22 protein-coding genes are annotated in these 19,097 nt (G+C 64.2%); 4 read left to right on the top strand and 18 right to left on the bottom strand.

Translation table 11 applies throughout. The features are described from left to right. Positions 1-215: 215 nt before the first annotated feature. Positions 216-854, bottom strand: coding sequence for an urease accessory protein UreG (gene ureG, locus XI02_RS05820; protein WP_016847273.1), 639 nt, complete (start codon positions 852-854; stop codon positions 216-218). 192 nt (positions 855-1,046) lie between these two features. On the opposite strand from ureG, the gene XI02_RS05815 reads away from it, so the two are divergent. Further along, positions 1,047-2,084: an IS110 family transposase gene (locus tag XI02_RS05815; protein WP_018269073.1), complete on the top strand. Its 1,038-nt coding sequence runs from the start codon at positions 1,047-1,049 to the stop codon at positions 2,082-2,084. 293 nt (positions 2,085-2,377) lie between these two features. Here XI02_RS05815 and XI02_RS05810 read toward each other — a convergent pair whose 3' ends face one another. From XI02_RS05810 to urtA, 14 genes are all read right to left on the bottom strand, one after another. Then, a complete protein-coding gene (locus tag XI02_RS05810) occupies positions 2,378-3,115 on the bottom strand; it encodes an urease accessory protein UreF (protein WP_172649290.1) in 738 nt (245 codons plus the stop codon). Next, positions 3,096-3,713 carry an urease accessory protein UreE gene (locus tag XI02_RS05805; RefSeq protein WP_172648866.1) on the bottom strand — a complete coding sequence of 206 codons (618 nt, stop codon included), beginning with the start codon at positions 3,711-3,713 and terminating at the stop codon, positions 3,096-3,098. Before XI02_RS05805 ends, XI02_RS05810 begins: the two co-directional genes overlap by 20 nt. Before the next feature lie 7 nt (positions 3,714-3,720). Next, on the bottom strand, positions 3,721-4,104 hold the full coding sequence (locus XI02_RS05800; protein ID WP_244980826.1) for a putative quinol monooxygenase: 384 nt from the start codon (positions 4,102-4,104) through the stop codon (positions 3,721-3,723). Further along, on the bottom strand, positions 4,044-4,343 hold the full coding sequence (locus XI02_RS05795; protein WP_016847277.1) for a putative quinol monooxygenase: 300 nt from the start codon (positions 4,341-4,343) through the stop codon (positions 4,044-4,046). Before XI02_RS05795 ends, XI02_RS05800 begins: the two co-directional genes overlap by 61 nt. A gap of 49 nt (positions 4,344-4,392) precedes the next feature. Beyond that, positions 4,393-6,108 carry an urease subunit alpha gene (gene ureC / locus XI02_RS05790; RefSeq protein ID WP_172648867.1) on the bottom strand — a complete coding sequence of 572 codons (1,716 nt, stop codon included), beginning with the start codon at positions 6,106-6,108 and terminating at the stop codon, positions 4,393-4,395. Between the two features lies 1 nt (position 6,109). Next, on the bottom strand, positions 6,110-6,664 hold the full coding sequence (locus XI02_RS05785; RefSeq protein ID WP_172648868.1) for an HD domain-containing protein: 555 nt from the start codon (positions 6,662-6,664) through the stop codon (positions 6,110-6,112). A gap of 156 nt (positions 6,665-6,820) precedes the next feature. Then, positions 6,821-7,126: an urease subunit beta gene (locus tag XI02_RS05780; RefSeq protein WP_016847280.1), complete on the bottom strand. Its 306-nt coding sequence runs from the start codon at positions 7,124-7,126 to the stop codon at positions 6,821-6,823. A gap of 131 nt (positions 7,127-7,257) precedes the next feature. Next, positions 7,258-7,560: an urease subunit gamma gene (locus XI02_RS05775; protein ID WP_016847281.1), complete on the bottom strand. Its 303-nt coding sequence runs from the start codon at positions 7,558-7,560 to the stop codon at positions 7,258-7,260. Positions 7,561-7,588: 28 nt separating this feature from the next. Continuing rightward, a complete protein-coding gene (locus XI02_RS05770; protein WP_172648869.1) occupies positions 7,589-8,425 on the bottom strand; it encodes an urease accessory protein UreD in 837 nt (278 codons plus the stop codon). Positions 8,426-8,474: 49 nt separating this feature from the next. Beyond that, on the bottom strand, positions 8,475-9,170 hold the full coding sequence (gene urtE, locus XI02_RS05765) for an urea ABC transporter ATP-binding subunit UrtE (protein WP_069279334.1): 696 nt from the start codon (positions 9,168-9,170) through the stop codon (positions 8,475-8,477). 4 nt (positions 9,171-9,174) lie between these two features. Then, positions 9,175-9,936, bottom strand: coding sequence for an urea ABC transporter ATP-binding protein UrtD (gene urtD / locus XI02_RS05760; RefSeq protein ID WP_016842654.1), 762 nt, complete (start codon positions 9,934-9,936; stop codon positions 9,175-9,177). 4 nt (positions 9,937-9,940) lie between these two features. Then, on the bottom strand, positions 9,941-11,110 hold the full coding sequence (urtC, locus tag XI02_RS05755; protein WP_016842653.1) for an urea ABC transporter permease subunit UrtC: 1,170 nt from the start codon (positions 11,108-11,110) through the stop codon (positions 9,941-9,943). Beyond that, positions 11,107-12,705, bottom strand: coding sequence for an urea ABC transporter permease subunit UrtB (urtB, locus tag XI02_RS05750; RefSeq protein WP_137476972.1), 1,599 nt, complete (start codon positions 12,703-12,705; stop codon positions 11,107-11,109). The genes urtC and urtB overlap by 4 nt, the downstream gene beginning before the upstream one ends. 144 nt (positions 12,706-12,849) lie before the next feature. Continuing rightward, a complete protein-coding gene (gene urtA, locus XI02_RS05745) occupies positions 12,850-14,145 on the bottom strand; it encodes an urea ABC transporter substrate-binding protein (protein WP_370143857.1) in 1,296 nt (431 codons plus the stop codon). A gap of 564 nt (positions 14,146-14,709) precedes the next feature. Between urtA and XI02_RS05740 the strand changes: the two genes are divergently transcribed. The 3 genes from XI02_RS05740 to XI02_RS05730 all read left to right on the top strand — a co-directional run bounded on the left by XI02_RS05740 (position 14,710) and on the right by XI02_RS05730 (position 16,938). Beyond that, on the top strand, positions 14,710-16,128 hold the full coding sequence (locus XI02_RS05740) for a DEAD/DEAH box helicase (RefSeq protein ID WP_069279364.1): 1,419 nt from the start codon (positions 14,710-14,712) through the stop codon (positions 16,126-16,128). Between the two features lie 24 nt (positions 16,129-16,152). Continuing rightward, on the top strand, positions 16,153-16,446 hold the full coding sequence (gene infA / locus XI02_RS05735; RefSeq protein ID WP_016842649.1) for a translation initiation factor IF-1: 294 nt from the start codon (positions 16,153-16,155) through the stop codon (positions 16,444-16,446). A 279-nt stretch (positions 16,447-16,725) separates the two neighbouring features. Further along, positions 16,726-16,938 (top strand): cold-shock protein, encoded by a 213-nt coding sequence (locus tag XI02_RS05730; RefSeq protein ID WP_016842648.1) that lies wholly within the window; start codon positions 16,726-16,728, stop codon positions 16,936-16,938. 120 nt (positions 16,939-17,058) lie between these two features. Here the strand turns inward: XI02_RS05730 and XI02_RS05725 are convergent, their stop codons facing one another. The 3 genes from XI02_RS05725 to XI02_RS05715 form a co-directional block, all read right to left on the bottom strand. Continuing rightward, positions 17,059-17,688, bottom strand: a complete 630-nt coding sequence (locus XI02_RS05725) for a TadE/TadG family type IV pilus assembly protein (RefSeq protein WP_244980827.1) — start codon at positions 17,686-17,688, stop codon at positions 17,059-17,061. An 8-nt stretch (positions 17,689-17,696) separates the two neighbouring features. Continuing rightward, on the bottom strand, positions 17,697-18,266 hold the full coding sequence (locus XI02_RS05720; protein WP_172648870.1) for a TadE/TadG family type IV pilus assembly protein: 570 nt from the start codon (positions 18,264-18,266) through the stop codon (positions 17,697-17,699). A 169-nt stretch (positions 18,267-18,435) separates the two neighbouring features. Further along, a complete protein-coding gene (locus XI02_RS05715) occupies positions 18,436-18,942 on the bottom strand; it encodes a pilus assembly protein N-terminal domain-containing protein (RefSeq protein WP_016842645.1) in 507 nt (168 codons plus the stop codon). Positions 18,943-19,097 lie beyond the last annotated feature (155 nt).

Genomic DNA, 19,097 nt, shown 5'->3' with positions numbered 1-19,097 from the left:
TTCCGGCTATTGCGCAGCTTTTTTGCGGCGGCCGTGATCGGCCAAAGGCTCACCCCGTCATCCTCGCGCAAAGGCTTCGCCTTTGTCGCTGGAGGTGCGAGCCGAGCGAGTCTCGAAGGATGCACGGCCACCAGCGGGGCCGTTCATCCTTCGAGACGCGCTGCGCGCTCCTCAGGATGGCGGGATAAGGAATCGCACCGCCACAATGATTAACGTCAGCCCGCCTTGACCTTGCCCTGCGACCGAAGGCCGCCCTTGGTCTCGATGAAGCTGATGATGCGATCGAGGCCGTCGCTCTTCTTCAGGTTGGTCATCACGAAGGGCCGCTCGCCGCGCATCCGCCTGGCGTCGGTGTCCATCTTCTCGAGCGACGCACCGACATGGGGTGCAAGATCGATCTTGTTGATCACCAGGAGGTCGGATCGCGTGATGCCGGGACCGCCCTTGGAGGGGATCTTGTCGCCGGCGGCAACGTCGATGACGTAGATCGTCAGATCGGCCAATTCCGGCGAGAAGGTCGCCGCCAGATTGTCGCCGCCGGATTCGATCAGCACCAGATCGAGGTTGGGGAATTTCGCCCGCATGTCGGCGACCGCCGCGAGATTCATCGAAGCGTCCTCGCGGATCGCGGTGTGCGGACAGCCGCCGGTCTCGACACCGGCGATGCGGTCCGGCGTCAGCGAGCCGGAGCGCACCAGAAACTCGGCATCCCATTTGGTGTAGATGTCGTTGGTGATCGCGGCGATGTCGTAGCGCTCGCGCATCGACTTGCAGAGCAGGTCCATCAGCGCGGTCTTGCCGGAGCCGACCGGACCGCCGACGCCGACGCGAAGTGGGCCGTGGGAAGTGGGCATATCAGGTGCTCTCTCCGTTATCGTCGTCCCGGCGCAGGCCGGGACCCATTACCACCGAATTGAATTGTTGCGCGAAGCTGAGGCCGCAGACTTGCATAACCACAGAGGCCGGTGGTTGATGGTGTGGACGGCCCCCTACGGCATCAGTGTGCCAGAATGAGGTTGTCTAGATCTCATACATGGGAGCCGTCCGTGAACCAGATTATCCGCATTGGGATTGATACGTCGAAGTATATTTTTGTGCTGCATGGGGTTGATGCGGCGGAGCAGGTGGTGCTGCGCAAGAAGCTGTCGCGCAAACAGGTGCTGGAGTTCTTCGCCAAATTGCCGCCGACCGTGATCGGGATGGAGGCCTGCGGGGCTTCGCAACATTGGGCGCGGGAGCTTTCCAAGCTCGGTCACGAAGTGAAGCTGATGGCACCGCAATTGGTTAAACCCTACGTGATGCGGAACAAGAATGACGGGCGGGATGCAGAAGGTCTGTGTGAAGCGATGAGCCGGCGGAGCATGCGCTTCGTGCCGGTGAAGACGGCCGAGCAGCAGGCTGCGCTGATGCTGATGGGCGTCCGCGACGGATTGATCGTCCGGCGCACCCAGCTGACCAATACGATCCGCGGCCATGCGGCGGAGTATGGCCTGATCGCACCCAAAGGACTGGACGCGATCGAGCCACTGCTGGCGCGGATTGCGCAGGACGAGACGCTTCCCGCCCTGGCGCGCGAGCTGTTTGTGGTGCTGGGCCGGGAGCGCGCCAGGCTCGAGGGTGAGTTGAAGGCGGTTGAGGCCAAGCTGATGGCCTGGCACCGCGGCGATGCCACGGGCCGGCGCCTGGCTGAGATCCCCTCGGTCGGTCCGATCGTTGCAACCGCGCTGGTGATGAAGACACCTGATCCGCACGCGTTCCGTTCTGGTCGTCATTTTGCGGCCTGGCTGGGATTGACACCCAAGGACCACTCTACCGCCGGCAGGACCAGGCTTGGCAAGATCACGCGGGCGGGCGATGAGGACCTGCGCCGTCTGCTGGTCATCGGGGCCACAGCGGTGATCCAGCAGGCCAGGCGCGGACGCGGTCATCACTCGCGCTGGCTGCTGGCCCTGATCCAGCGCAAGCCGCCGAAGCTTGCGGCCGTGGCGCTTGCCAACAAAGTAGCCCGTATCGCCTGGAAGTTGATGGCGACGGGCGAGAGTTACGAGGCGGCACGGATCAAGCCCATGACAGCCGCCGCCTAATCGATTGGCCGGCCGGCGGGCTCGCTCGCCGGTCGACCCGGAGCTGCAGGAGCAGATGGAGCGATCGATCGAGCAACGATGCGAGACAATCCGTGGGACCCATCGGCCGTCAACAGGTCGCCTGGTTGTTTGGAACTCGCATCGCGCAACCCATCTTGGCCAGCGATCGACCCGATCGCACTCAACAGGCCGGACATATGGATGCAAGCGATCCGATCTCACCAAAAAGCTCTTGTGCCACGGGGGCCGTCCACATATGGGTCCCGGCCTGCGCCGGGACGACGGTGAGACCATCATGACCGGAACAGCCTCGTGTACTGCGTCTCGTGACGCAGGCTTGCGAGATCGGCGCGAAAGGTCGCGCTGCCGAGATCGTCCAGCGAGGCGGCGTCGGCCCGCGCCGCGGTCGCGGCAACGACCGGCTCGAGATCGGCCAGCACGCGCTGGCTGTCGGTCTGCCCGAGCGGGATCAGCCGGCTGCCCGCGGAAATCCAGTTCGAGAGCACGGCATGCAGGAAGGCGTGCAGCGCCGGCGCAAGCCGAATGCCGTGCGCGGCGCTGACGAGGCCGACTGCGACCGGGTAGACGATCGGTCCGTCGCAAGCCGCGATCATCGCGTCGAGGCCGGGTGAATTCCAGGCGGCCCGGGCAATCTCGATGAAGGCGCGCCCCTGCGTCGTGGTCTCGAGCTGCCGCTCGCGCGACGGCACGAAGGCCGCTGCAAGCTCGGCGATCTCCTTCAGCCCGGCATGATTGGGCTGCAAAGCCGCGCGGAAACTCTGCGCGAGAAACACGGCGTCGCAAAATCCGCTGCCATCGGAAAGCATCGCGGCGAGCCAATCGCGCAGCGACGCGGCATCGGTGATGTCGCCGGCCTCGACCGCCCATTCGATGCCGCTGGAATAGGCGAACGCTCCCACCGGAAAGGACGGCGACAGCCACGTCATCAGCCGGTACAGCGCGGCCGCCTCGTCCTCCGCCATCCCGCCGCGTAGCGCGGCGGGATCAGGCTCATTTGTGGTCATGAGCATGAGAGTGGTCGTGGTGATGATGGGCATGCTCGCAATGCTCATCATGATGATGGTGGTGGTCATGGTCAGGCCCATGATCATGGCCATGGTGGTGACCGTGATCATGCGCATGGCTGTGGGCATGATCGTGCCCGGTGTGACCATGCGCGTGCTCGTCGGCATGCGCATGCTCGGCATAGGCGCCGCCCTCGGGATCGAACGGCGCCTCGATCTCGATGACACGGGCCCCTAACCCCTTCACCATCGCCTCGATCACATGATCCCTGCGGATGCGCAACCCCTTCGGCATGATCTGCGTCGGCAGATGACGGTTGCCGAGATGCCAGGCGACCCGGATCAGATGATGCGGATCGCTGCCGCGGATTTCCGCGAGCGGCTCGGGAGCTGCGACCACCTCGACGAGGCGACTGTCCTCCAGTACCAGCGCATCGCCGCCGCGCAGCGCGACGGCGTTTTCGAGATCGAGCAGGAATTCGAGCCCGCGCGTCCCTGACATCACCATCCGCCGTCGGTGCCGGTCGTCGAAATCGAGCACGACGGTGTCGGCTGGCGCTTCCTTCCAGCGATGCTGTCCCAGGACTTTGGTGGCGCGGATCATCGATGCCTCAGAGCTTCTCGACCTTGGCGTCGCTGATGATCTCGATCACCGTCGGCCCGGTCTTCATGTTAGCGGAATATTCGCGCCATACCTTCATGTGCGGCGCCCTGGCATGGGCGTTGAGATCCTCGCGGCTCTCCCAGCGCTCGACCACCACATAGAGGTTGGGATCGTTGACGCTGACATTGCCGTCATAGGAGATGCAGCCCTTCTCCTTGCGGGTCTCGACCGTGCAGGCCTTGTGCCCCTTGATGAAGTCGTCCTGTTCTCCGGCTTCATCGGCGTGGTGGCGATGACATAGATCATGCTGTTGCTCCCGTTCTTCTTGTTTTAGCGGACGTCGACCTTCTCGGGCGTGATCACCTCGATCTTCGGCGGCGCGGCCATGCATTTCACCGCGACCCGGCCGAACGTCTTCATGTGCTCGGCGGTGCGATGCGGCACCAGGGCGTCGGCGTTCTCCCACTGCTCGACGAACACCATCTTGCTGTGGTCGGTGACGCTCTCATGCAGATCGTAGGCGATGTTGCCGGGCTCCTTGCGGGTTTCCTTGATGCAGGCCGTCGCCGCAGCGATGAATTCGGCGCGGGTCTCGGGCTTGATAGTCAGCGTAGCAACGACGTAAATCACGGAAATTCCTCCCGGTTTTCTCTTTTGGCTTAGGATACCGGGAGCGGTTTTAGAACATAAAATAGCGTTGTGCCATGGGCAGAACCTCGGCCGGCGCGCAGGTCAGCAGCTCGCCGTCTGCGCGTACCTCATAGGTCTCGGGATCGACCTCGATCTCGGGCGTCGCGTCGTTGTGGATCATGCTCTTCTTGGAGATCTTGCCGCGGGTGTTCTGCACCGCGTAGAGCTTTTTGCTGATGCCGAGCTTGCGGGCGAGACCGCCGCTCGCCGCGGCCTTCGAGGTGAACACCACCGAGGACGCGGTGAGCGACTTGCCGAAGGCGGCGAACATCGGCTGGTAATGCACCGGCTGCGGCGTCGGGATCGAGGCGTTGGGATCGCCCATCGGCGCCGCAACGATCGAGCCGCCCTTGATGACGCAGTCCGGCTTGACGCCGAAGAACGCCGGCGACCACAGCACGAGGTCGGCGAGCTTGCCTTTCTCGACCGAGCCGATCAGCTTCGACACGCCGTGCGCGATCGCGGGGTTGATGGTGTATTTGGCGATGTAGCGCTTGACGCGGAAATTGTCATTGTCGTTGCCCTTGTCCTGCAGCAGCGTGCCGCGCTGCTTCTTCATCTTGTCGGCGGTCTGCCAGGTGCGGATGATGACCTCCCCGAGCCGCCCCATCGCCTGCGAGTCCGACGAGATCATCGAGAGCGCGCCGAGATCGTGCAGGATATCCTCGGCGGCGATGGTCTCCTTGCGGATCCGGCTTTCGGCGAAGGCGAGGTCTTCGGCGATCGACGGATCGAGGTGATGGCACACCATGAGCATATCCAGATGCTCGTCGATGGTGTTGCGGGTGAACGGCCTTGTCGGATTGGTCGAGGACGGCAGCACATTCTTGAGGCCGGCAACCTTGATAATGTCGGGCGCGTGGCCGCCGCCGGCACCCTCGGTGTGGAAGGCATGGATGGTGCGGCCCTTGAAAGCCTTGATCGTATCCTCCACGAAGCCGGACTCGTTCAGCGTGTCCGAGTGCAGCATCACCTGGACGTCGTAATCGTCGGCCACCGAGAGACAGGTATCGATCGCGGACGGCGTGGTGCCCCAATCCTCGTGCAGCTTCAGTGCGCAGGCGCCAGCCTTGATCATCTCGACCAGCGCCGCCGGGCGCGAGGCATTGCCCTTGCCCGAGATGCCGAGATTGACCGGGAAGGCGTCGAACGACTGGATCATCCGCGCCATGTGCCACGGACCGGGCGTGCAGGTGGTGGCGAAGGTGCCGTGCGACGGGCCGGTGCCGCCCCCTAACATCGAGGTGACGCCACTCATCAGCGCGTGCTCGATCTGCTGCGGGCAGATGAAATGGATGTGGCTGTCGAAACCGCCCGCGGTGAGGATCTTGCCCTCGCCGGCGATCACGTCGGTGCCGGGGCCGATGATGATGGTGACGTTGGGCTGGATGTCGGGATTGCCGGCCTTGCCGATCGCCGCGATCATGCCCTCCTTGATCGCGACGTCGGCCTTCACGATGCCCCAGTGATCGACGATCAGCGCGTTGGTGATCACGGTATCGGCCGCGCCTTGCGCGTTGGTCACCTGCGACTGCCCCATGCCATCGCGGATCACCTTGCCGCCGCCGAACTTCACCTCCTCGCCATAGGTGGTGAGATCCTTCTCGACCTCGATGATCAGGTCGGTGTCGGCGAGCCGCACCCTGTCGCCGGTGGTCGGCCCGAACATGTCGGCATAGACGGAACGTTTGATCTTCACGGACATGTCAGCCCCCAGTTTCAGCCAGCGCGGCCCTGGCGCGCGCAATGGTGTCGTCGAAAATGCGGTCGAGCCGCGGATTGATGCCCCGGCAGCCGGCAACGACCTGGTCGGCCCAGGCCGCATAGTCGGCGAGATCGTCGCGCTCGTCCTTGCTTGGATGCGGCACGATCCGCGCGCCGATATTGCTGATCTTGTCGGCGGTCTTGATCAGCTTTGCATCGGGAGATTTGTGCGGAGCATCCTCGATCTGCTTTTGCCGGCGGACCAGCTTCGCGAGGCTCATGTCGTCGGTGCATTCGACCACGAGATCGGCGACACGTGCGCTGAACTTTTGCGCGAGCTCCTCGCGCGTGGTCTCGGTGTCCTCGATGGTGTCGTGAAGCCAGCCTGCCGCCACCAGCTCGGCATCGGCGCCATCGGTCACCTGCGCCAGCAGGTTCGCGACCTCGGCGAGATGATTGATGTAAGGCTCGCTGCCCCGCCCCTTGCGCGCCATGCCGTTATGGCGACGCGCGGCAAGCTCGGCAGCTTCGGAGACCATGCGGACTGGGGTGAGCATGCTGCTACAGCGCTCCTCTGCAGAGGCGAGCGTTGCAGATCCGCGTTGCACCAGGTTGCCAAACCTCCGCGGTCAGCGTCCGGGGCTTACCCCTCCCCCCAACCTTCCCCCGCAAGGGGGGAGGGAGCCTGAAGAGTGTGCTCACCTCACATCGGATCACAGCTTCCCCTTCACCTCGGCGCGAAAACCATGGATCACGCGCTTGCCGGCGAGCGCGACGAGCTGGACGTCGCGGGTCTGGCCGGGTTCGAAGCGGACGGCGGTGCCGGCGGCGATGTCGAGGCGCATGCCGCGGGCTTTCTTGCGGTCGAATTTCAACGCCGGGTTGGTTTCGAAGAAGTGGTAGTGCGAGCCGACCTGGATCGGACGGTCGCCGGTGTTGGCGACCGACAGCGTCACGGTCTTGCGGCCGGCATTGAGCTCGATCTCGCCGTCCTTGATGAAGAGTTCGCCGGGGATCATTCGTCTCTCCTGCCATTCCGGGGGGCGCGCGAAGCGTGAACTATGATGTGCGTTTGCACATCTGAGAATCTCGATCAACAATCTCTGGATTCCGGGTTCGGCCTTCGGCCACCCCGGAATGACGCTCGTGGTTACCGGATCGGCTCGTGAACGGTGACGAGCTTGGTGCCGTCGGGGAATGTCGCCTCGACCTGGATGTCGTGGATCATCTCCGGGATGCCATCCATCACCTGCGCGCGGGTCAGGACCTTGGCGCCGGCCTGCATCAGATCGGCGACGGTGCGGCCGTCGCGTGCGCCCTCGACGATGAAATCGGTGATCAAGGCCACCGCTTCCGGATGGTTCAGCTTGACGCCGCGCTCGAGCCGGCGCCGCGCCACCATGGCCGCCATCGATACCAGGAGCTTGTCCTTTTCGCGGGGAGACAAATTCATGCGAGCACTCTGATCGTTCTTGAAAGGTCTAGTTGAGCCACAACCGCGGCAGCGGGACAGTGGAGGCGCGGCCGAGCACCGTCATCATGTCGCCGCGCAGCCGGGCCGCATCTTGGGCACAGAAGCGGGCCATTGCAAAGCCATTCCAGGCGGAGATGCCGACCTCGCCGCCGAAGCTGTCCGACGCCTCGCGGATGCGCTCGACCAGGGCTTCGTCGCCCGGCACGATCAGCGCCGTGCCGATCGCACGGCCGCCTTTGGCAATCGCTGGCCTTGCCAGCTTCTCGCCGATCTCGCCGTCGAGCCTGACGGTCTCGGCAAACACCAGCCTGCCGCCACGCCGCATCCGCCAGCGATCGACAAATTCGCCGTGGCGCATGGTCTCGCCCATCGCGGCGCGGCCGAACACCACGATCTCGCAGAGCAGGAGCGAAGCACCCTCGGCAAGGTCGATGTCGAAGCCGCGGTGAATGCGGGCACGGTCGAACAGGATGGTTTCCTGCGGCAGCCAGGAGAGATGCGCGCCATCTGCGACTTTCAGCGCAATGTCGAGCCTCGCCGCAGCACCTGGCGCGCGATAGACCTTCTCGGCGGCGGCGGTGGTCAGCGTCAGGCGAGCGCCCTCGCCGGCCGCGATCGCAATCTCGAAGCGGTCCCCGCCGGCAATGCCGCCGGCGGTGTTGACGAACATGGCCGAGAGACCGTCGTCCTCCGGCGATGGGAAGCGGACGCGCAGCGAGCCCGACTCATGCAGGTCGCCGCGGCGGGTGGCGCCGTCTTTCAGATGCACGCCGAACCGGACCGCACCCTGGGCGCGGTTTGCCGCAAACGTCGCCGCTGCCGCGCCTGCGATCCCGGTCCGCATTCCCCCGACGCTCCCTTTGCGCGCCACAACAGGCGGCGTCACATCCTGTTCACAGCGCCATCTGGCGGCTGATCTCGGCGGGATCGAGGCTTGCGCGGTCGCAGGCGTATTTCACCGCACCCCGGTCCATCACGGCAAAACTGTCGCCGAGTTCGCAGGCAAAGTCGAGATATTGTTCGACCAGCACGATCGCGATGTTGCCGAGGTTGCGCAGATAGGAGATGGCCCGGCCGATATCCTTGATGATCGAGGGCTGAATGCCCTCGGTCGGCTCGTCGAGCAGCAGGAGCTTTGGCCGCATCACCAGCGCCCGGCCGATCGCGAGCTGCTGCTGCTGGCCGCCGGAAAGGTCGCCGCCGCGGCGGCCCAGCATGGTCTCCAGCACCGGAAACAGCGAGAACACGTCGTCGGGAATGTTGCGGTCTTCGCGCTTGAGCGGACCGAAGCCGGTCTTCAGGTTCTCTTCCACCGTCAGCAGCGGAAAGATCTCGCGGCCCTGCGGCACGAAGCCGATGCCGCGCCGCGCCCGCTCATAGGGCTTTAGCGCGGTGATGTCCTTGCCGTCGAAATTGATCGCGCCGGAGGCGATCGGATACTGGCCGACCATGGCACGCAGCAGCGAGGTCTTGCCGACGCCGTTGCGGCCGAGCACGCATGTCACCTTGCCCGGCTCGGCGGTCAGCGACACGCCGCGCAACGCCTGCGCCGCACCGTAATAGAGATTGATGTTGTCGACCTTCAGCATCGCCCTAGCGCCCCAGATACACTTCGACCACCCGCTCGTTCGACGACACTTGGTCGATCGAACCTTCGGCGAGCACCGAGCCCTCATGCAGGCAGGTCACCTTGACGCCGAGCTCGCGCACGAAGGTCATGTCGTGCTCGACCACCATGATGGTGTGGTTCCTGTTGATCTCCTTCAGCAGCTCCGCGGTCAGATGGGTCTCGACGTCGGTCATGCCCGCGACCGGCTCGTCGACCAGCAGCACTTTCGGGTCCTGCGCCAGCAACATGCCGATCTCGAGCCACTGCTTCTGGCCGTGCGACAGGCTGCCGGCGAGGCGGTTGCGCGCATCGGTCAGGCGGATGGTCTCGAGCACCTTGTCGATGCGCTCGGACTCGGCCTTGCTGCCGCGCCAGAACAACGTGCCACGCACGGAATGATCGACATTGAGCGCGAGCAGCAGATTGTCCTGCACGGTCTGGCTCTCGAACACCGTCGGCTTCTGGAATTTGCGGCCGATGCCGAGCTCGGCGATGCGGGTCTCGTCAAGCCGCGTGAGATCGACCGTGCCGTCGAACAGCACGGTGCCCTCGTCCGGCTTGGTCTTGCCGGTGATGATGTCCATCATCGTGGTCTTGCCGGCGCCGTTCGGGCCGATGATGGCGCGCATCTCGCCGGGCTCGAGCGCCAGCGACAGATTGTTGATGGCGTGGAAGCCGTCGAACGAGACGTGCACGCCGTCGAGGTAGAGCATGGCCGAGGTGGCGCGGGTATCCATGACGTTCATCTGCCTACTCCGCCGGGTTCGGTGCGCCGACGCCGTCTTCGCGCGCCGCGCTGTCCCTGTCGGCCGCGATGGCCGCACTGCGCCGCGTCTCGCGCCAGCTGCTGAAGGTGCCGACGATGCCTTTCGGCAGCAGCAACGTCACCAGGATGAACAGCGCGCCCAGCATGAACAGCCAGTACGGTGCGAGCGGCCCCGAGGTAAAGAACGTCTTGGCATAGTTGACGACGACGGCGCCGAGCGCAGCGCCGACCAGCGTGCCGCGGCCGCCGACCGCGACCCAGATCACCGCCTCGATCGAGTTGGCGGGTGCGAACTCGCTCGGATTGATGATGCCGACCTGCGGCACGTACAGCGCACCGGCGACACCGGCCATGCAGGCCGACAGCGTGAACACGAACAGCTTGTAGGATTCGACACGATAACCGAGGAAACGGGTCCGGCTCTCGGCGTCACGCACTGCGATCAGGACCTTGCCGAGCTTCGAGGTCACGATCGCGCGGCAGATCAGGAACGCGATGATCAGCGCAAGGCAGCTCAGCAGGAACAGCGCCGCGCGGGTGCCTTCGGCCTGCACGTTGAAGCCGATGATGTCCTTGAAGTCGGTCAGCCCGTTGTTGCCGCCGAAGCCGAAATCGTTGCGGAAGAACGCCAGCAGCAGGGCATAGGTCATCGCCTGCGTGATGATCGACAGATACACGCCGGTGACGCGCGAGCGGAAGGCGAGCCAGCCGAAGCAGAAGGCGAGCAGACCCGGCACCAGCAGCACCATCAGCGCGGCGAACCAGAACTTGTCGAAGCCGTACCAGTACCAGGGCAGCTTGCTCCAGTTCAGGAACACCATGAAATCCGGCAGGACCGGGTTGCCGTAGACGCCGCGGCTGCCGATCTGGCGCATCAGGTACATGCCCATTGCGTAGCCGCCCAGCGCGAAGAACGCGCCGTGGCCGAGCGAGAGGATACCGCAATAGCCCCAGATCAGATCGATCGAGAGCGCGAGGATGGCGTAGCAGACATATTTGCCCCACAGCGCGACCAGATAGGTCGGCACCTGGAACATCGAGCCCTGCGGCAGCAGCAGGTTCGACAACGGGATCAGCACGCCGATCGCGGCGACGATCAGGACGAACGCGGTCGCCGCGCGGTCGAGCGAACGGGTGAGAATGTGCGGCGTCATGCTTCCACCGCCCGACCCTTGAGCGCGAACAGGCCGCGCGGCCGCTTCTGGATGAACAGGATGATCAGCACCAGGATCGCGATCTTGCCGAGCACAGCACCCGCGACAGGCTCGAGGAACTTGTTGGCGATGCCGAGCGTGAAGGCGCCGACCAGCGTGCCCCAGAGATTGCCGACGCCGCCGAACACCACGACCATGAAGCTGTCGATGATGTAGCTCTGGCCGAGATTCGGGCTAACATTGTCGATCTGCGACAGCGCCACGCCGGCGATGCCGGCGATCCCCGAGCCGAGGCCGAAGGTCAGCGCGTCGACGCGCGAGGTGGCGATCCCCATCGAGGCCGCCATGCGGCGGTTCTGGGTCACCGCGCGCATCTCGAGTCCGAGCGCGGTGTAGCGCAGCATCGCCAGCAGGATGGCAAACACCGCGAGCGTGAAGCAGAGGATCCAGAGCCGGTTATAGGTGATGGTGATCTGGCCGAGCTCGAAGGCACCGCTCATCCAGGACGGGTTGCCGACCTCGCGGTTGGTCGGACCGAACGCGGTGCGCACCGCCTGCTGCAACACCAGCGACAGGCCCCAGGTCGCGAGCAGCGTCTCCAGCGGACGGCCATAGAGGAAGCGGATGATGGTGCGCTCGATCACGACACCGATCAAGCCGGCGACCAGGAAGGCGAGCGGCACCGCGATCAGCAGCGAGTAGTCGAACAGCGCAGGATAGCGGCTGCGAATCACCTCCTGCACCACGAAGGTGGTGTAGGCCCCGAGCATCACCATCTCGCCATGCGCCATGTTGATGACGCCCATCACGCCGAAGGTGATGGCAAGCCCGATCGCGGCGAGCAGCAGCACCGAGCCGAGTGACAGGCCGTACCACGCATTCTGCACCATCGACCACATCGCCAGATTGCTCTGGATCGAGGACACCGCGCTCGCGGCCGCGTTGGCGACCAGCGGCGGCTGGTCGGTGCCGAGCCCGGTGAGCAGCGCCAGCGCCTCCTGATCGCCGCGCGCCTTGACCACGGCGACGGCGTCGAGCTTGTCGCTGTCGGATGCGTCCGACTTGAACAGGATGATGGCGGCGCGCGCCTCGGCGAAGGCCTGCTTGACCGACTTGACGCTCTCCTTGGCGAGCGCGCTCTCCACCGTCGGCAGCAAATTCTCCTCGTGACTCTTGAACACCGACTGCGCGGCGGCGAGGCGCTTGGCCGGATCCGGCGACAGCAGCGTCAGGCCGCCGAGCGCGGCCTCCACGGTGCGGCGCAGGCGGTTGTTGAGGCGGACGGCGGCGGCGTTGTCGGGCAGCTTGTCGACGGCAGCGCCCGTTGTGGCGTCGACGATCTTGCCGTCGGTCCGCGTGATGAAGACCTTCTTGCTGTCGGGATCGGCCGACAGCCGGCCATCCTGCAGCGCGCTGATGATGGGCGAGGCCAGCGCATTGCCCGACGCAGCAACCTCACCGATCGCAGCCTCGGTGTCGGAGAACTCGTCATTGGCGAATTTGGCGACCGAATCCTCGAACGGACCAGCCAGCGCCGGCGCAGCAAGGCAGCTCAGCAGCACGATCGAGAGAAACAGCGCACGAAAACGATCAATACAATTGGCGAACACGTCAGTACCCCGGCAGGAGTGTGAGGAGAAGGCGGCGAGCTGTGCCGCCTTCTCCAGGTTCTTGGATGGTTGTGTCGTGTCGTTGATCAGGTCAGGAGCTCAGGAGCCCTGTTGTCAGGAGCCCTCTTGTTAGGAGCCCTGGCCGCCGCACTTGTTGGTCTTGGTGTTGTAGTTACCGCACTTCTTGCCGACCCAATCGCCGATCAGGTCCTTGGAGCCCTCGAGCTCCTTCGACCAGGCGTCGCCGGCCACCAGGCCCGGGGTCTTCCAGACCACGTCGAACTGGCCGTTACCCTTGATCTCGCCGATGAACACCGGCTTGGTGATGTGGTGGTTCGGCAGCATCTTCGACACGCCGCCGGTCAGGTTGGGCGCCTCGATGCCGGGAAGCGCATCGATCACCTTGTCCGGATCGGTCGACTTCACCTTCTCGACCGCCTTCACCCACATGTTGAAGCCGATATAGTGCGCTTCCATCGGATCGTTGGTCACGCGCTTCGGATTCTTGGTGTAGGCCTGCCACTCCTTGATGAACTTCTCGTTCGCCGGGGTCTTGATCGACTCGAAGTAGTTCCAGGCGGCGAGATGGCCGAGCAGCGGCTTGGTATCGATGCCGGCGAGCTCTTCTTCGCCGACCGAGAACGCGACCACCGGGATATCGGTCGCCTTGATGCCCTGGTTGCCGAGCTCCTTGTAGAACGGAACATTGGCGTCGCCGTTGATGGTGGAGACCACCGCGGTCTTCTTGCCGGCCGAGCCGAACTTCTTGATGTCGGCCACGATCGTCTGCCAGTCGGAGTGACCGAACGGCGTGTAGTTGATCATGATGTCGTCCTGGGCGACGCCCTTCGACTTCAGGTAGGCTTCCAGGATCTTGTTGGTGGTGCGCGGATAGACGTAGTCGGTGCCGGCCAGCACCCAGCGCTTCACTTTCTCTTCCTTCATCAGATAGTCGACCGCCGGGATCGCCTGCTGGTTCGGCGCGGCGCCGGTGTAGAACACGTTGCGCTCGGACTCCTCGCCCTCATACTGCACCGGGTAGAACAGGATGTTGTTCAGCTCCTTGAACACCGGGAGCACGGATTTGCGCGACACCGAGGTCCAGCAGCCGAACACGACCGCGACCTTGTCCTTGGTGATCAGCTCGCGGGCCTTTTCGGCGAACAGCGGCCAGTTCGAGGCGGGGTCGACCACGACGGGCTCGAGCTTCTTGCCGAGCACGCCGCCCTTCTTGTTCTGCTCGTCGATCAGGAAAAGGATCGTGTCCTTCAGCGTGGTTTCGCTGATGGCCATGGTGCCCGACAGCGAGTGAAGGATGCCAACCTTGATGGTGTCGTCGGCCGCTTGCGCGGGCGCGAGGGACGAGGACGCAGCCAGACCCAAAACCAGGCCGGCCGTCGCCGCGAGCGCGCGGCGGCGGGTCATCGTCGTTATTTTGTGAGAAAGCTGAGTAAGCATGAAATGTCGTCTCCCTGACGCAGGCGTGGAACGCTGCGAACGGCCGCTTGGCCGCCTGCGGTTAAGGGAATCGCAAGAACTGTGCCACGGTACGGGGGCCATGTAAGTCGATGAACCGGCTGGATAATTTCCTCGGTTCCGGGCAAATACGGAAGCCGTTTGCTCAATCATTGAGCCGTCAATTTGACTGCCGAAAGAGCAATCAGATTATTTTGTAGGCAAAATCGCCGTCTTGGCTAAATTTCCGGCACCGATTTGTGACAGTTTGCGCGATGGTTCAGCGACCTCGGGCACCAAAGACGGCGATCTGATCTTGAAACCGCCCAGTTCCTGGTCCATATCCTCGCCATGCCCGCGAGAGTCGCGGTGCCTTCGCGAGCTGCGTGTTCAAGCTGCCCCAAGCGGCTTCTGGCTCGCCTTCCAGCTAACCCAGCTTGACGCCCCAGACACGCGGGTGTCCCCGAATGCCTTCCTGCGCTTCCGGCCGATATGGTCCGGGACGACGACGGCTTTTATGGAAAGAATCACCTTTTGACCTCCTTTCAGGATTTCGGCCTCGCCGATCCCATCGCCCGCGCGCTTCGAGAAGAGAATTATCTCACGCCGACCCCCATCCAGGCCCAGACCATCCCGCTAGCCCTTGCCGGCCGCGACGTCGTCGGCATCGCCCAGACCGGTACCGGCAAGACCGCCTCCTTCGCGCTGCCGATCCTGCACCGGCTGCTTGAAAACCGCGTCCGCCCGCAGCCCAAGAGCTGCCGCGTGCTGGTGCTCTCGCCGACCCGCGAACTGTCCGGCCAGATCCTCGACAGCTTCAACACCTATGGCCGCCACATCCGGCTGTCCTCGGCGCTCGCCATCGGCGGCGTGCCGATGGGCCGCCAGGTCCGCGCCGTGATGCAGGGCGTCGAGGTCATGGTCGCCACCCCCGGCCGCCTGCTTGACCTCGTGCAGAGCAACGGCCTGAAGCTCAACCAGGTCGAGTTCCTGGTGCTCGATGAAGCCGACCGCATGCTCGACATGGGCTTCATCAACGACATAAGGAAAATCGTCGCCAAGCTGCCGATCCGGCGCCAGACGCTGTTCTTCTCGGCCACCATGCCCAAGGACATCGCCGAGCTCGCCGAGGCGATGCTGCGCGACCCGGCCCGCGTGGCGGTGACGCCGGTGGCCTCGACGGTGGATCGCATCGCCCAGCGCGCGATCCAGGTCGATTTCGCGGCCAAGCCGACGGTTCTCGCCCAGCTGCTGAAGCAGGAACCGGTCAACCGCGCCCTGGTCTTCACCCGCACCAAGCATGGCGCCGACAAGGTGGTGAAGAGCCTTGCCAAGGCCGGGATCGAGGCCAATGCGATCCACGGCAACAAGTCGCAGAACCACCGCGAGCGCACGCTGGCGGCGTTCCGTTCCGGCGAGATCCGCACGCTGGTGGCGACCGATATCGCCGCCCGCGGCATCGACGTCGACGGCGTCAGCCACGTCGTGAATTTCGACCTGCCCAACGTCCCGGAGACCTACGTCCACCGCATCGGCCGCACGGCGCGCGCCGGCGCCGACGGCGTCGCGATCTCGCTGATCGCCGGTGCCGAGGAGATGGGCTATTTGCGCGACATCGAGCGGCTGATCCGCATTACCGTGCCGCGGGAAGACCGCCGGACACAGGGGGGCCGCGAGGCCGCCGCGCCGGCGCAGGCCACCCACCCGCACCGGGGCGGCCGTTCTGCGCCCCGCGCGCACAATGTCCGTGGGAATGAGGCCGCTCCAGGCGCAAAAGGCCCTCGCCGCCGCCGCCGTCGAGGTGGTAATAATGGCGCGCCGCAGACGAGCCGGGGCGAGTCGCCGCGTCCGTCGCAGGCCGGCAACAGCGAAGGCATTCAGGGCGTCGCCTTCTTGCATCGCGAGAGCCGGCCGAATCCGCAACACAACCGCAACAACCGACCGAAGCACTAGCCGTCGCTCGATCTGGAGAAACCTATGGCTAAGGAAGAGCTGATCCAGTTCGAAGGACTGGTGACCGAAATCCTCCCCGACGCTCGTTACCGGGTGCAACTCGATGCCGGGCACGAGATCGTCGCCTACACCGCCGGCAAGATGAAGAAAAACCGCATCAAGACGCTGGCCGGCGACCGTGTTACGATCGAAATGTCGCCCTACGATCTCGAAAAGGGGCGCCTGATCTTCCGGCACAAGGACGAACGTCCGAGCGGCGCGCCCGGCGGCCCGCCGCGGGGCGGAGCCCAGCGCGGCGGCCAGTTCCGCCGCCGATAAGCGGGGTATTGCAACCGCTGCGGGCATGACGTCCTGATGTCCTGCGCACAATTGGCCGGCGGCTGCGCCGGCCAAAAAATCGCGCACGTCAGGATTGTTTTCAGGATTGTTTTGAAGCCTTCTATCGAATAATATCCTACCCATCGATTTTCGGCCGGACGACATTAGCCAATACCGGTACAGCCGGTTCAGACGCTGACGACCCTTCCAAAAATTCGATCTCACCACCCCGCCGATCAGCGGGTCTTGAACTTGTATATCTGAGAAGGGACTACCCACGTGAGCATGGGAACCGTGAAGTGGTTTAACGCGACCAAGGGCTACGGCTTCATCCAGCCGGATGAAGGCGGGAACGACGTGTTCGTGCACATCAGTGCAGTCGAGCGCGCCGGCCTTGGCACTCTGCGTGAAGGCCAGAAGATCTCCTACGAGATCGTGGCTGACCGCCGTTCCGGCAAATCCTCGGCCGACAATCTGCGCGCCGCCGGATAAGCCGATTTCCCGGAAGCGCGAAGCTCCAGGAAATTGTCGCTAAAGCATCAAGGGCCGCATCTTCGGATGCGGCCCTTTTTGTCTGGATTGCCAACCGGCGTCCGCGTCGTTCGAAAAGCTCTAATAGGTCGAGCAGGTCGTCGGCATCGTGGCGGACGTCGGGGCGTAGAACACGCAAACCGACTGCCGCGGCCTCGTAAAGGCGACATCGGTGAGATTGATGCCGCTCTTGGCCATCACATAGCCGACCGTCGGAACGTATTTGTAGCTGACTTCGCTGAAGATCAGATAGGTGCCCGCAACCAGCAGCGCCGCCGGCACGACGCTGGTCACGACATCACCCTGACTGCGGCTCGAGGCCGTCAATGTGGCCTGCGTGGCGCCCGTGGCCATCACCCCGGCCTTGCTCCACTGGATCCGCGCGACCTTCGAGGCATCGACGTAGATTTCCGACAAGGTGACCTTGGTCGGCGTCGGATCGTACGGCGTCATGATGCCGACGCTGGCGCTGAAGAAGTTCTGCAGGTCGGCATCCACCACCTGCGTCGACTGCGAAGTCAGGTCCGACGCGGCGCGCGCCATCAAGGTGACCTTGCGGTCGACCGCGACACCGGATGAAAACTCGACGGTGCCGAAGAACAGCACCAGCATCAGCGGCAGGACGAAAGCGAACTCGACGGCGGCAAGGCCCCGGCGGTCATTGCAGAGGGCCGCGACGGAGCGCAGCAAGGCCGCTGCCCGGGTTTTCATGACGTTATTCATGAGCATGTCGTCCCGGCGGTCCCGGATGGCTCGTTCTTGAATGTCGCGGTCGCGGTCAGCAGCCGCTTGCCGTTGGCCAGGTTGGCGACATTGAAGCCAAGCTTGGTGACGAACAGCGGCCACTGATAGAACAGCCGGACCACCACGACGTCGCCGTCCTTGCCGGGACACCATTTCATGGTCGGAATGAATGCGTTGTTGGAATCGATCGGAGGCGCGATGTTGACGCTGCTGAAGCCCGTCGCAGCGGGATAGCTGCGCACGTCGACCGATATGCCGTTGGCGCAATCGAACAGCGCGCTGACCTGGCCGCAGACGAAGTTCTTGAACTGCTGCTGGGTATAGCTTGCGCCCTGCGCCTGACCGGTCATGATCATGCGCGCCGAATCCTGCGTCACCGTCTCCAGCACCTGGCTCGCGAAGAAGATCATCGCCACTTCGATGATCGCAAACAGCAGTCCGAAAAACAGCGGCGCGACCATCGCGAATTCGACCGCGGTCGCGCCACGGCGGTTTCGGCGAAAGCGATGGAGGAGGCGCGCGAAAGAATGAGCGGGCAGCGGCATCAACGACCCCGGATCAACATGGCGACAACAACTACCCAAGACTCATTGTCGAAGTATTTCGCCGGATCGGGACAGAGTGACCCGATCCGTCAGGCCTTTCTTAACCATGTCGGATGAACCGCCTGCTGCCGGCGGCTGCCCCGGCGTGTGAAGCGCCGGCGCGGACACGCTAGTTCTGCGGCTTCGCGGCCGCGCCCGAGCCGGAGGCCTGGCTGTTGAGCGAGCCTGCCTGATCCATGGTCGACTTGAAGTAGGTCTCGCCATCGCCGAGGGTGATGCGGCGCTGGCAGACCGGCATGCAGCTGTAAGTCTCGCGATCGACGCCGCGATAGACGGTAACAAGCTGGTCGGTCGGACCCTCGACCTGGATCTGGCGATCCACCAGCACCTGGCCGGAGCGGTCGAGTGCGATGAAGTTGGTCGCGCCGTAGCCCTTGCCGGTCACGACGACAACGCCGCCATTCTGCAGGGTGACGTCGGCGATCAGCGGGTTGCCGACCACGATGGTGGAGATGCCGCCGGGCAGCTTGACGAGCTTGGCCTGATCGACATTGACCGCAATCCGGTCCGGATCCGGCGCTGCCGTTGCGAATGCGGGCCACAGCAGAACGGCTGCGGCCAGCGAGATGAATCCGATGCGCGCGACGGCGCGAATACGCTGGGACTGAAACGACATATCCTACCCCGGGACGTTAACAAGCCGGCAAAAAGCGATACGCAGCGGACCGGCGCCCGACGCAGGCAAATCTGACGACAATTCATTTAAGAAGAGCAAAAATCGATCGCCGAATTGCGCGGATGCCACGACTTCCGGAACGGATCGGCCACCGG

This window comes from Bradyrhizobium sp. CCBAU 21365, from assembly GCF_015291305.1.
Lineage (GTDB): Bacteria > Pseudomonadota > Alphaproteobacteria > Rhizobiales > Xanthobacteraceae > Bradyrhizobium > Bradyrhizobium elkanii.
This window is presented reverse-complemented; position numbering and strand designations above follow the sequence as displayed.